This window comes from Pseudomonas sp. Root329, from assembly GCF_001424925.1.
Classification (GTDB): domain Bacteria; phylum Pseudomonadota; class Gammaproteobacteria; order Pseudomonadales; family Pseudomonadaceae; genus Aquipseudomonas; species Aquipseudomonas arabinosi.
Genome location: NZ_LMCV01000034.1, coordinates 209,629 through 223,127 on the forward strand (window position 1 = coordinate 209,629; position 13,499 = coordinate 223,127).

The following is a 13,499-nucleotide window of genomic DNA, read 5'->3' on the forward strand; positions in this document are numbered from 1 at the left end:
TTGATGGCTAATAGCTATAACTCAACGCATGGCCAATGGGCTTTCCCGCACCTGGCGTTTTGAGTTGCGTCTATGTCGTTGCACGCCGTGCGCCCGAAGATCCTGGGTTTTATCAGTGAAGATGTCTCGGCCTGGCTGGTCGCATTGCTGGTATTGGTTGTCGGCGGGATTCTCACGGGATTGCTGGCGTGGTCGACGCTGAATCTGTTCCAGCATCAATTGCGGCAACGTTTCCAACTGCTGGCCAGTGAACGTTACAGCCGTATCGAAGAACGCTTTGAAGATCAGGAGCAGCGCCTCGATGGCCTGCGCCGGTTCTTTGCCAATTCCGATTCGGTCTCCCGCGTGGAGTTCGACGGTTACACCCAACCGCTGCTGCACCGGACTCAGGCCTATTCCTTCGCCAAGCGGGTAACCGGTGCCGAACGGGCGGTATTTGAACGCCAGGTGCGTGCAGAAGGTTTACCCGACTTCACCCTGCGCGAACTCAATGCCGACGGCCAACTGCAACTGGCGGCCGAACGGGATGAGTACGTGGCGGTGCTGTATAGCCAGACCCAAAGCAAACTGGGTTCGCCGCTGGGCTACGACCTGTGGGCTCAACCCTTGCGCCGTTCCACCCTTGAACGGGCCGATCAGCTCGGCGGCATGGCGGTATCGCAACCGATGCATCTGGTCAGTATCGAACCGGCCTATGCCCGCGGCGTGCTGCTGGTCGCACCGGTGTTGCTGCGCAATAGTCCGGCTACGGCGGGGGTGAAATCGTACGGTTATGTCATGGCTGTGATCAGCATGCATCAGTTGCTCGCGGACGGGCTGCCGGAGGCTGGCCGTGACTATCTTTCGGTGCGCATTCTCGACTTATCCACAGACGATCAGCACGAAGTGCTTTATGAGTCCCCTAACACGCCGGCGCCCAGTGAGTTGTCCGCGACCCGGCTGTTGCGGCTTGCCGACCATGACTATCAAGTCGACATTCAGCCCAGCGATGCCTTCCTGCAAGCCAATCATTCTTCGGTGACCACCCTGGTGGTGCTGGGCGGCTTGCTCAGTCTGTTGCTCAGTGCCTTGCTGTATGTGCTGGTCAGTCAGCGTCAACGGGCGCTGAAAATGGTCGAGCAACGGACCCAGGAACTGCGCGCCCGTGAGCAGGAGTTGCGCGGCACCCATGGCCAGTTGCGCGGCGTGCTGAATGCCGCGACCCAGGTGGCAATCATCGCCACTGACCTGCGCGGGGTTATCCAAACCTTCAATGCCGGTGCCGAGCAAATGCTTGGCTACACCAGCGCCGAAGTGGTGGGCCACATGACCCTGGAAAACCTGCACTTGCCCCGAGAGCTCCTGGCACGTTCGGCGGAGTTGAGCGCGCGTTATGGCAAACCGATTCCGACCTGTCAGGCGATGTTGGTCGAGGGCGGCGAGGAGGGCGGTCACGAAGCGCGGGAATGGACGCTGCTGCGCAGCGACGGCAGCCATTTGACGGTGAACATGCTGGCGACCCCGGTCCTCGACGAGCAAGGCTTGTGGGTCGGGCACCTGGCGATCTGTATCGACATCACTGAACGCAAGCGGGTCCACGAGGCCCTGGCGGCACGGGACCTGTTGTTGAAGAAACTCAGCGCCCATGTGCCCGGCGGGATCTACCAATTCAAGATGGAGTTCGATGGGCGCTTCAGCGTGATCTACGCCAGCGACGGTATTCGCGAGATCTACGAACTTGAACCGGATGTGCTGTTGTTCAACGCCGAAGCGATTTTCACGCGGATTCATCCGCAGGACACCACTCGGGTCCGCGCTTCGATCCGGGCGTCGGCGGACACCCTCAGCCCTTGGCGCGAGGAATACCGCGTGCAGCTGCCCCTGCGCGGCCTGCGTTGGGTTCGTGGCGAAGCGACGCCGGAGGAATTGCCCGGTGGCGGCGTGCTCTGGCACGGCTATGTCTCGGACATCTCCGACTTGAAACGGGTGGAAGAAGAACTGCGGGCGCTATCGATCACCGACTCTCTGACCGGGATCCACAACCGCCGCTATTTCCAGGAACGCCTGACCACCGAAATGGTCCGGGTCGAACGCGGTGGCGGCGAACTGTCGGTGATCATGCTCGATATCGACCACTTCAAACGCATCAATGACCAGCATGGCCACGCGGTCGGCGATCGGGTGTTGCAGATCGTGTGCGAACGCATCGGCCATCGGCTGCGGCGCACCGACGTGTTCTGTCGCCTGGGTGGCGAGGAGTTCATGGTGCTCTGCCCGGATATCAACGGCGAGCATGCCCATGTCCTGGCCTTGCAGCTGTGGCAAGGGTTGCGCAGTTCGCCGATCGAAGGCGTCGGGACCGTGACCGCCAGTTTCGGGATTGCCAGTTGGCGAGTCGGGGAGGGTGCGGATGCGCTGCTGCTGCGGGCGGATTCGGGGGTGTATGCGGCGAAACTGGCCGGGCGGGATCGGGTAGAAGGAGAGATGAGTTAGGTGCGGCTGTACGGCAAAACCCTGTGGGAGCGGGCTTGCTCGCGAATGCGGAGTATCAGTCGACATTAATGCTGAATGACACACCGCACTCGCGAGCAAGCCCGCTCCCACATTTGATCTCCAGTGTTTGGAGGGGCGGGTTAGAGCACCGAAGCCGTTTCCGGCAGTTTTGGCTGGCGATACAGGTCCAGCAGTACCTGATCCAGCACCGACGATGCGCCAAACGGTGCCTTGTCATTGAGGATCGCCACTACCGCCCAGGTATTGCCGTTGATGTCGCGGCTGAAACCGGCAATCGCCCGCACCGTATTCAAGGTGCCGGTTTTGATGTGCGCTTCACCGCGCATCGCAGTGGTCTTCAGGCGTTTGCGCATGGTGCCGTCGGTACCGGCAATCGGCATCGAACTGATGAACTCGGCCGAATACGGGCTTTTCCAGGCCGCTTGCAGCATGCCGGCCATTTCACGCGCACTCACCCGTTCGGCACGGGACAGGCCGGAACCGTTTTCCATCACCAAGTGCGGCGCGGTGATGCCTTTCTTCGCCAGCCACTGACGCACGACACGCTGTGCAGCCTTGGCATCGTCACCGTCGGCCTCGGTGCGGAACTGCGCACCCAGGCTCAGGAACAGCTGCTGGGCCATGGTGTTGTTACTGTATTTGTTGATGTCGCGGATGATTTCCGCCAGGTCTGGCGAAAAGGCCCGAGCCAGGACTTTGGCATCTTTAGGCGTTGGCGCCAGACGGTCCACGCCCTGAATGCTGCCGCCCAGTTCTTTCCAGATTGCCCGCACGGCGCCCGCGGTGTAGGTCGCGTGGTCGAGCAACGACAGGTAAGTCTGGGAGCTGCAACCCTCGCCCAACTGGCCGCCGACCGTCACGGTCACGCTGCCATCGGCCTGGGTCACCGGGTTGTAACGCACGCCACCGGTGCATTGCTTGGAGTTGACGGCTTTGACCTGGTTTTCGATGCGAATGGTGGCAATCGGCGGTTCCACCGACACCAGCACCCGGCCGTTGTCGTTGCGCGCCACAAAGCGCAGGGCCTTGAGGTTGACCATCAGCGAATCGGGTTTGACCAGGAACGGTTTGTTGTCGTCATTGCCGTCGTCGTTGAACTGCGGCAATTGCGGTTGTACGAAGAAGCTGCGATCCAGCACCAGATCGCCAGTGATTTGCGTCACACCGTTGGCGCGCAGGTCACGCATCAGTAACCAGAGTTTTTCCATGTTCAGCTTCGGATCACCGCCACCCTTGAGGTAGAGGTTACCGTTGAGGATGCCGCCGCTGAGCGTGCCGTCGGTGTAGAACTCGGTTTTCCACTGGTGGTTCGGGCCGAGCATTTCCAGCGCCGCATAGGTGGTGACCAGTTTCATGGTCGAGGCCGGATTGACGGAGACGTCAGCGTTGAAAATCGTCGGGGTGCCAGGGCCGTTGAGCGGGATCATCACCAGCGACAGGGCGTTGTCCTGCATCTTGCTGGCCTTGAGGGCTTTTTCAACATTGGGCGACAGCGAGGTGTTGATCGGAGCGGCGGAAACAGAGAAGGCCAGCGGGAGCAGAAAACCGGCCAGTAGCAATGGACGCAAAGATTTGATCATGTGAAATAAAACCCTACAGCCGAGGGGAAAAAAGACGAGGGCATGAAGATAAATTCCCTCAGCGGTCATGAAAGTGTCGGCATTATGCCCCAAGGTGTAGCGGCTTGTGCCTTACCCTGGTCGTCTAATCCGCTATTTTTTTACCGACGGTAGGGCCTGCAACCCAGAGAGACGGGCAATCGGCGCCTTAAACTGCTAAAGTGCCGCCCGTTATTACTTATGAGGATTGTTCCAATGGCGACTAACCGTTCCCAGCGTCTGCGCAAAAAACTGTGCGTCGATGAATTTCAAGAGCTGGGTTTCGAACTGAACCTGGATTTCAAAGAAGATTTGGCTGATGAAGCCATTGATGCTTTCCTCGACGCGTTCCTGAAAGAAGCCATGGAAGCCAACGGTCTGGGTTATGTTGGCGGCGACGACTTCGGTCTGGTTTGCCTGCAGAAGCGTGGCTCGGTGTCCGAAGAGCAGCGTGTCGCTGTTGAAGCCTGGCTCAAAGGCCGCAGCGAACTGACTGAAGCGACTGTCAGCCCGCTGATCGACGTCTGGTACCCGGAAAAGCCGATCAATCCGGTAGCTTGATGTTGTAAAAAAACGGCGACCCAAGGGTCGCCGTTTTTTTATGTCCGGAAGATCAAGCGCTCGCAGCCTCGTTGCACTCGACAGCTGCTACAGGGCAATGCGATCCATGTAGCAGCTGTCGAGTGCAACGAGGCTGCGAGCTTTTAGCTTTTACGCCAATTCAGAATCACCAGCGTCAACACCCCCGCCACAATCCCCCAGAACGCCGAACCGATGGAAAACAGCGTCAGCCCCGACGCGGTCACCATAAAGGTAATCAGCGCCGCTTCACGTTCCTTCACTTCGTTCATGGCGATGCTCAAGCCATTGATGATTGAGCCGAACAACGCCAGCGCCGCAATCGACAACACCAACTCTTTCGGCAGCGCGGCAAACAGCGCCGCCAGCGTCGCGCCGAACACCCCGGCAATCCCGTAGAAAATCCCGCACCAGACGGCCGCCGTGTAGCGCTTGTTGCGATCTTCATGGGCATGCGGCCCGGTGCAAATCGCCGCGCTGATGGCTGCCAGGTTGATCCCGTGGGAACCGAACGGCGCCAGCAGCAACGAAGCGATGCCAGTGGTGGTGATCAGCGGCGAGGCCGGTACGGTGTAACCGTCGGCGCGCAGCACGGCGATGCCGGGCATGTTCTGCGAGGTCATTGCCACGACAAACAGCGGAATGCCGATGCTGATGGTCGCGGCCAGGGAGAAGTGCGGTGTGGTCCAGACCGGTGTCGCCACTTCCAGGTGGAAACCGCTGAAATCCAACAGGCCCATGAATCCCGACAGTGCCGTGCCGATCAACAGCGCGGCGAGTACCGCATAACGCGGCGACAGGCGTTTGACCACCAGATAAGTGAGGAACATCCCCAATACCAGCGCGGTGCGATGCTGCGCGGCGACGAAGATTTCGCTGCCGATCTTGAACAGAATCCCCGCCAACAGTGCAGCGGCCAATGAAGCCGGAATCTTTTTCACCAGCCGTTCGAAGCTGCCGGTCAAACCACAAACCGTCACCAGCACCGCACAGGTAATGTAGGCGCCGATGGCTTCGCCGTAGGTCACGCCGCCCAGGCTGGTAATCAGCAACGCCGCGCCGGGGGTCGACCAGGCAATGGTGATCGGTGTGCGATAACGCAAAGACAGGCCAATCGAGCACACCGCCATGCCAATCGAGATCGCCCAGATCCACGAGGAAATCTGCCCGCTGGTCAGGCCCGCCGCTTGCCCGGCCTGGAACATCAGGACCAGCGAGCTGGTGTAACCGGTCATCATCGCGATGAAGCCGGCAACGATCGCAGAAGGCGACGTATCAGCCAGAGGGCGGAGTTGCGTGTGCGTGGCGTCGTTCATGACTGCGGTGTTCCTTATACTTTTGAAAGGTAAAACCCGGGTTCAAGCCTAAACTCAAAAGTAACCAGTCGTTGCAATACAGCGGAAGTGACAAACAGCCGTACAGTCGTGTTGCCACCCTCCATTGTGTACAATCGCGGTGTTTTTTACGCGATACTTGCCAGCGACCCACTGTGCCGTATTACAGTCACGGTCAATTCGCCGCAGTTCTTCCGACTCGAGTGCCCATGAACGAACAGTTGCAACCCCTAAAGAAACAACCGCGAGCAGGCAAAGCCGGCCGCAGCGGTACCCAGGACGATATTGTCTACGCGCATATCTTCGAGGCCATCCTCGAACAGCGTCTGGCGCCCGGCACCAAGTTGAGCGAAGAAGCGCTGGGGGAAATTTTCGGGGTCAGTCGCACCATCATTCGCCGCGCGCTCTCGCGCCTGGCCCATGAAGGCGTCGTGCTGCTGCGTCCGAACCGTGGCGCTGTCGTCGCCAGCCCAAGTGTCGAAGAGGCGCGCCAGGTGTTCATGGCCCGGCGTCTGGTGGAGCGAGCGATCACTGAATTGGCGGTGCAGCACGCCACGGCCGAGCAGATTGCCGAGTTGCGCCAGATGGTCAACGACGAGCGTGACAGCTTCTCCCGTGGCGATCGCGGCGCCGGTATTCGTCTGTCGGGCGAGTTCCACTTGAAGTTGGCCGAGGCGGCGAAAAACGCTCCGCTGATCAGCTTCCAGCGCAGCCTGGTGTCCCAGACGTCGTTGATCATTGCCCAGTACGAAAGCGGCAATCGCTCCCACTGTTCCTACGACGAGCACACTCAGCTGATCGACGCCATCGAAGCGCGTAACGCTGAGCTGGCAGTGGACCTGATGATGCATCACATGGATCACATCGACAGCAAACTCAACCTCGACGAAGAAAGCGCGTCGGATGATTTGCATGCGGTGTTCTCACATTTGTTGCAGACCAAGAAGCCAGGGCGGCCGGTCGCGAAGCTCTGATACACCGAGGCGCGCCCTTCGCGAGCAAGCCCGCTCCCACACTGGATCTGTGGCATACCCAAAAATCGTGTTCGCTGAAGATCTAATGTGGGAGCGGGCTTGCTCGCGAAGGCTATCTGACAGGCAATAAAAATCCCCCAGGCTGTAAAGCTGCGGGGGATTTTTTTGTGCCCGGAAAAACCTAGCGCTGATGCACCTGATTCCCCGCCGCATACGTCTGCAACACCGTCCGGTCATCCCCAAGCGTCATCAACACAAACAGCGTCTCGGCAATGTTATTGGCCTGCTTCAAGCGATAGCTGAGCAGCGGCGTGGCGTTGTAGTCCAGCACCAGGAAGTCCGCATCAGTGCCCGGTTGCAGAGTGCCGATCTTGTCTTCCAGACGCAGCGCGCGAGCACCACCGAGGGTGGCCAGGTACAGCGACTTGAACGGGCTCAACCGGGCGCCTTGCATCTGCATGACCTTGTACGCTTCGTTCAACGTTTGCAGCAGCGAGAAACTGGTGCCGCCACCGACGTCCGTACCGATGCCGACATTCAATTTGTGCTTCTCGGCCATCGGCAGGTTGAACAGGCCGCTGCCGAGAAAGAAGTTCGACGTCGGGCAGAAGGCGATCGCCGAGCCGGTTTCCGCCAGCCGCGCGCACTCGTCATCGCACAGGTGCACGCCGTGGGCGAATACCGAACGTTCGCCGAGCAGTTTGTAGTGGTCGTAGACGTCCAGGTAGCCCTTGCGCTCCGGGAACAGCGCCTTGACCCACTCGACTTCCTTGAGGTTTTCGCTGATGTGGGTCTGCATGTACAGGTCAGGGAATTCGCTGAGCAACTGACCTGCAAGGGTCAGCTGTTCCGGGGTGCTGGTCGGGGCGAACCGCGGGGTGACCGCGTAGTGCAAACGACCCTTGCCGTGCCAGCGCTCGATCAGCGCCTTGCTTTCGACGTAGCTGGATTCGGCGGTGTCGGTCAGGTAGTCCGGCGCGTTGCGGTCCATCATCACCTTGCCGGCGATCATCCGCAGGTCCAGCTGTTCGGCGGCTTCGAAAAACGAGTTCACCGATTGCGGGTGCACGCTGCCGAACACCAGCGCGGTGGTGGTGCCGTTGCGCAGCAGTTCCTTGATGAAAATGCCTGCGACTTCATCCGAGTGAGCCTTGTCGGCGAACTGGCTTTCGCACGGGAAGGTGTAGGTGTTGAGCCAGTCCAGCAGTTGCTCGCCGTAGGCGCCGACCATGCCGGTTTGCGGCAAGTGAATGTGGGTGTCGATGAAGCCTGGGGTGATCAGCGCATCCTGATAATGGGTGATCTCGATGTCAGCCGGCAGGGTCGGCAGCAAGTCGCTGGCGTGACCAAGGGCGCTGATCTGGCCGTTATCAACCACCAGCAGGCCATCTTCGAAATACTCATACGAGGCTTCAATACCGACTTCGGCGGGGTCGGCGATGCTGTGCAGAATGGCGGCGCGGTAGGCTTTGCGAGTCAGTGGCATAAAATTTCTCAATTCGTGGCTTGGCTGCGGCGTGAAGCAGGCAGCAGTTTGGCGATCGATGATCCGGCGCTGGCGGTGTGCTGGCCGAAATTGGCGTTATAGGTGGCGATGATTTCGCCGGCGATGGAGATGGCGATTTCCACAGGCAACTTGCCTTTGACTTCGCCGATGCCCATCGGGCAGCGCATGCGTTGCAGCACGGCGCTGTCGAAACCACGGTCCCGCAGGCGGTGTTCGAACTTCACTCGTTTGGTCTTCGAACCGATCAGGCCGAAGTAGGCGAAGTCGTTGCGCTTGAGGATCGCGGCGGTGAGTTCGAGGTCGAGCTGGTGGTTGTGCGTCATGACGATGCAGTAGCTGCCGGCGGGCAGGTCATCGATTTCGTCCACCGGTTCTTCGGCGACGATTTTACGGACGCCGTGGGGGATCTGTTCAGGGAACTCCGCATCCCGCGAGTCGATCCAGCGCACCCGGCAGGGCAGGCTGGCGAGCAGCGGCACCAGCGCCCGGCCGACGTGGCCGGCACCGAACACGGCGATCTGCGCCTGGACCTGGCCCATCGGTTCGAACAGCAACACGGTCACGCCGCCGCAGCACTGACCCAGGCTGGCGCCGAGGCTGAAGCGCTCAAGGTGCGTGTCCTGCTTGCCACTGGCCAGCATTTCGCGGCCGATCTGCATGGCCTTGTATTCCAGATGCCCGCCACCGATGGTGTCGAAGGTCTGGTTGGCGCTGATGACCATCTTCGAACCGGCGTTACGCGGCGTCGAGCCGAGCTCTTCGATGATGGTGACCAACACGCAGGGTTCACCCTGGGATTGCAGGTCGGCGAGGGCGTCGATCCAGTTGTACATGTTTCACCTCAACATCTCTGTTGTCTGTCCCGGCCTCTTCGCGAGCAAGCCCGCTCCCACATTTTGATCTCTGTCATTCACAAAATTTGTGCCCACTGGAGATCCATTGTGGGAGCGGGCTTGCTCGCGAAGGCCGCACCTCGGTCTTAGAGCGAAGCCAACTCGGTCTCAGCCTCGACAGCCTTCGCCACCTTCAACTGGCGCATCTGCTCACAGCCCCACAACACCCGCTCCGGGGTCGCCGGTGCGTCGATTTTCGGCTGGTGCTTGTAGTCGCCCAGGCTCGCCACCGCGTCCTTGATCGCACACCACGACGCGATACCCAGCATGAACGGCGGTTCACCCACGGCCTTGGAATGGAACACCGTGTCTTCCGGGTTCTTGCGGTTTTCCACCAGTTTCACCCGCAGGTCCAGCGGCATGTCTGCCACCGCCGGGATCTTGTAGCTGGCCGGGCCATTGGTCATCAGTTTGCCCTTGTTGTTCCACACCAGTTCTTCCATGGTCAGCCAGCCCATGCCCTGGATGAAACCACCCTCGACCTGACCGATGTCGATCGCCGGGTTCAGTGAGTCGCCGACGTCGTGGAGGATGTCGGTGCGCAGCATTTTGTACTCGCCGGTGAGGGTGTCGATGATCACCTCGCAGCACGCTGCGCCGAAGGCGTAGTAGTAGAACGGCCGACCACGCGCCTGGCTACGGTCGTAGAAGATTTTCGGGGTTTTGTAGAACCCGGTACTCGACAGCGACACCTGAGCGAAATACGCCTGCTGGATCAGCGCTTCAAAGGTCAGGATGTGATCGCGAACGCGTACATGACCGTTGTGGAACTCCACGTCTTCTTCGCTGACCTTGTACTGCCGTGCGGCGAATTCAACCAAACGTTTCTTGATGATTTCCGCCGCGTTCTGTGCGGCTTTACCGTTCAGGTCGGCACCGCTGGAGGCGGCAGTCGGCGAGGTGTTCGGCACTTTGTCGGTGTTGGTTGCGGTGATCTGCACGCGGTCCATTTCCACCTGGAACACTTCGGCCACGACCTGCGCGACTTTGGTGTTCAGGCCCTGGCCCATTTCGGTGCCGCCATGGTTCAGGTGGATGCTGCCGTCGGTGTAGATATGGATCAGCGCACCAGCCTGGTTAAGGAAGCTGGCGGTGAAGGAAATACCGAATTTCACCGGGGTCAGCGCCAGGCCTTTTTTCAGGATCGGGCTGTTGGCGTTGTAGCGACGGATCGCTTCGCGGCGCTCGGCGTACTGACTGCTTTCTTCGAGTTCGGCGGTCATTTCCTCGAGCATGTTGTGCTCGACGGTCTGGTAGTAATGGGTGACGTTGCGCTCGGTCTTGCCGTAGTAGTTGGCCTTGCGCACCGCCAGCGGATCGAGGGCCAGATGGCGGGCGATGGCGTCCATCACTTCTTCGATAGCGACCATCCCTTGTGGGCCGCCGAAACCACGGTAAGCGGTGTTCGACGCGGTATTGGTCTTGCAGCGATGACCGTTGATGGTCGCGTCACCCAGGTAGTACGAGTTGTCGGCGTGGAACATCGCACGGTCGACAATCGACGCCGACAAGTCCGGCGAGCAACCGCAGTTACCGGCCAGTTCCAGGGCAATGCCGTGTAGCCGGCCGGTGCTGTCGAAGCCGACGTCGTACTCGACGTAGAACGGGTGACGCTTGCCGGTCATCAGCATGTCTTCGACCCGCGGCAGGCGCATCTTGGTCGGCTGGCCGGTGAGGTGCGCGATCACTGCACACAGGCACGCCGGGCTGGCGGCCTGGGTTTCCTTGCCACCGAAACCACCGCCCATGCGGCGCATGTCGACGACGATCTTGTTCATCGATACGTCCAGTACTTCGGCTACAAGCTTCTGTACTTCGGTGGGGTTCTGCGTCGAGCAGTAGACGATCATGCCGCCGTCTTCGGTTGGCATTACCGAAGAGATCTGGGTTTCCAGATAGAAGTGTTCCTGACCGCCAATGTGCAATGTGCCTTGAATGCGGTGTTCGGCGGTGGCCAAAGCGCCGGCCGAATCACCGCGCTGATGCGTGTGGCTATCAAGCACAAAGTGGCGTTTGCGCAACGCTTCAACCACATCCAGCACCGGCTCCAGATCTTCGTATTCGATGATCGCGGCCATGGCGGCTTTGCGTGCGGTTTCCAGGTCCTTCGCCGCAACGGCGAGCACCACTTGACCGACGAATTGGACGTCATCGATGGCCAGTAACGGATCGCCCGGCATCAGTGGGCCGATGTCTTTCAGGCCCGGCACGTCTTTGTGGGTGATAGCGATGCGCACGCCGTCGAAGGCGTAGCAAGGCTGGGTGTCGATGCTGATGATTTTCGCGTGGGCGCGGTCCGACAGGCGTGCGTAAACGTGCAGCTGGTTCGGGAATTCCAGTCGGTCGTCGATGTACTGCGCTTCACCGGACACGTGCTTGGCGGCGCTGTCGTGCTTGACGCTGCGGCCGACACCGGTGGTCAGGTCCTTGGCGAACAGTTCAGCCAATTCGACTTGGGTCTTCTCTACGGCGTGATGATTAGACATAAGCGGTCACCCGAGTCTCGATGTGCGGTGTTTGCAGTTCGATGAAGTATTTACGCAACAGGTTCTGGGCGCTGAGCAGGCGGTATTCCTTGCTGGCACGGAAGTCCGAGAGCGGTGTGAAATCTTCGGCCAGCGCAGCACAGGCGCGTTCGACGGTGTCGTTGTTCCAGGTGGCGCCGAGCAGAACGGCTTCACAATTTTTTGCGCGTTTCGGGATTGCAGCCATGCCGCCGAAGGCGACGCGGGCATCGGCGATCACGCCGTTGTCGATGCGCAGGTTGAACGCGGCGCAGACGGCGGAAATGTCATCGTCCAGACGTTTCGACACTTTGTAGGCGCGGAACAGTTGTTCGGCGCTGGCGCGAGGCACGATGATCTTTTCGATGAACTCGCTTTCCTGACGCGCGGTGACCCGGTAATCGATGAAGTAGTCTTCCAGCGCCATCGTGCGGCGGATGTCGCCTTTGTACAAAACGATCTGCGCGCCGAGTGCAATCAGCAGGGGCGGGGAGTCACCGATCGGAGAGGCGTTGCCGATGTTGCCACCAAGGGTGCCCTGGTTGCGGATCTGCAACGAAGCGAAGCGCTGCAGCAATTCGCCGAAGTCCGGGTACTCGGCTTTCAAGGCCTCGTAGCAATCGGAGAGGGCGGTGGCGGCGCCGATTTCCAGGCGATCATCAAAGCGTTCGATGCGCTTCATCTCGGCGACGTTGCCGACGTAGATCATCACCGGCAGGGTGCGGTGGAACTGCGTGACTTCCAGCGCCAGATCCGTGCCGCCAGCCAGCAGGCGAGCCTGTGGATAAGCGTCATAGAGGTCAGCCAGATCGGCGACGGTCAGCGGCACCAGGCAGCGCTTGTCGCCGCTGTTGAGTTCGCCAATATCGGTAGGTGCAATGGCTTTCAGGCGAGCGATGGTGTCGGCTTCACGCGCATCGAACTGGTCCGTTTGCTTGCCGCAGCAGGATTGTTCGGCGGCAGCCAGAATCGGTCGATAGCCGGTGCAGCGGCAGAGGTTGCCGGCCAGCGCTTCGTGAGCTTTATGAGCATCCGGTTGATCGCTGTTCTTTTGCAGCGCGAACAGCGACATCACGAAGCCCGGGGTGCAGAAGCCGCATTGCGAGCCGTGGCACTCGACCATGGCTTTCTGCACGCTGTGCAGCTCGCCTTGGTGCTTGAGGTCTTCAACGCTGATCAATTGTTTGCCGTGCAGTGACGAAACGAACGTCAGGCACGAGTTGAGGCTGCGATAGCGAATGTGTTCGCGGCCATCGTCATCCGTTTGCAGCTCGCCGACTACCACGGTGCACGCGCCGCAGTCACCGCTGGCGCAGCCTTCTTTGGTGCCGGGTTTGCCCACATGGTCGCGCAGATAATTGAGCACGGTCAGGTTTGGGTCCAGGGCGTGCTCGCTACGGAGTTCCTGGTTAAGTAAAAACTGGATCACGGAAGGCCTCGCAGACTCATTATTGTTGTTAACCGACTTGAACCGAATTTATCAGGTCTGACTTTGCGGTCAATGATTTTCTGACTTAAAGGTCAGGAAATAGCATTTTGTCGATCAACGACGCATTCCTTTATTATTGACCCTCACGGGATAGCCTGCTTTTTGCTTGAATCGTGCCAAAAACCGCT

Annotated in this window: 9 protein-coding genes; 3 read left to right on the plus strand and 6 right to left on the minus strand. The window is 59.8% G+C overall.

Annotated elements, in window-relative coordinates:
- Positions 1 to 72: 72 nt before the first annotated feature.
- Entirely contained in the window at positions 73 to 2,472 is a 2,400-nt protein-coding gene (locus ASC74_RS22660; protein WP_056744231.1) for a sensor domain-containing diguanylate cyclase, read from the plus strand.
- A gap of 140 nt (positions 2,473 to 2,612) precedes the next feature.
- On the opposite strand, the gene dacB is transcribed toward ASC74_RS22660, so the two are convergent.
- The gene (gene dacB, locus ASC74_RS22665; protein ID WP_056744233.1) at positions 2,613 to 4,073 is read right to left on the minus strand and encodes a D-alanyl-D-alanine carboxypeptidase/D-alanyl-D-alanine endopeptidase; all 1,461 of its coding nucleotides are present in this window, start codon (positions 4,071 to 4,073) and stop codon (positions 2,613 to 2,615) included.
- Between the two features lie 234 nt (positions 4,074 to 4,307).
- On the opposite strand from dacB, the gene ASC74_RS22670 reads away from it, so the two are divergent.
- The gene (locus ASC74_RS22670; protein WP_046047888.1) at positions 4,308 to 4,652 is read left to right on the plus strand and encodes a YggL family protein; all 345 of its coding nucleotides are present in this window, start codon (positions 4,308 to 4,310) and stop codon (positions 4,650 to 4,652) included.
- 143 nt (positions 4,653 to 4,795) lie between these two features.
- On the opposite strand, the gene ASC74_RS22675 is transcribed toward ASC74_RS22670, so the two are convergent.
- Entirely contained in the window at positions 4,796 to 5,986 is a 1,191-nt protein-coding gene (locus ASC74_RS22675; RefSeq protein ID WP_056744235.1) for a benzoate/H(+) symporter BenE family transporter, read from the minus strand.
- Between the two features lie 227 nt (positions 5,987 to 6,213).
- On the opposite strand from ASC74_RS22675, the gene ASC74_RS22680 reads away from it, so the two are divergent.
- The gene (locus ASC74_RS22680; protein ID WP_046047886.1) at positions 6,214 to 6,978 is read left to right on the plus strand and encodes a GntR family transcriptional regulator; all 765 of its coding nucleotides are present in this window, start codon (positions 6,214 to 6,216) and stop codon (positions 6,976 to 6,978) included.
- Positions 6,979 to 7,159: 181 nt separating this feature from the next.
- Here the strand turns inward: ASC74_RS22680 and guaD are convergent, their stop codons facing one another.
- From guaD to xdhA, 4 genes are all read right to left on the minus strand, one after another.
- Positions 7,160 to 8,464 (minus strand): guanine deaminase, encoded by a 1,305-nt coding sequence (gene guaD / locus ASC74_RS22685; RefSeq protein ID WP_056744237.1) that lies wholly within the window; start codon positions 8,462 to 8,464, stop codon positions 7,160 to 7,162.
- 8 nt (positions 8,465 to 8,472) lie between these two features.
- Positions 8,473 to 9,318 carry a xanthine dehydrogenase accessory protein XdhC gene (xdhC, locus tag ASC74_RS22690; RefSeq protein ID WP_056744239.1) on the minus strand — a complete coding sequence of 282 codons (846 nt, stop codon included), beginning with the start codon at positions 9,316 to 9,318 and terminating at the stop codon, positions 8,473 to 8,475.
- 146 nt (positions 9,319 to 9,464) lie between these two features.
- Positions 9,465 to 11,864, minus strand: a complete 2,400-nt coding sequence (gene xdhB, locus ASC74_RS22695; RefSeq protein ID WP_056744240.1) for a xanthine dehydrogenase molybdopterin binding subunit — start codon at positions 11,862 to 11,864, stop codon at positions 9,465 to 9,467.
- A complete protein-coding gene (gene xdhA / locus ASC74_RS22700; RefSeq protein WP_056744241.1) occupies positions 11,857 to 13,311 on the minus strand; it encodes a xanthine dehydrogenase small subunit in 1,455 nt (484 codons plus the stop codon). The genes xdhB and xdhA overlap by 8 nt, the downstream gene beginning before the upstream one ends.
- Positions 13,312 to 13,499 lie beyond the last annotated feature (188 nt).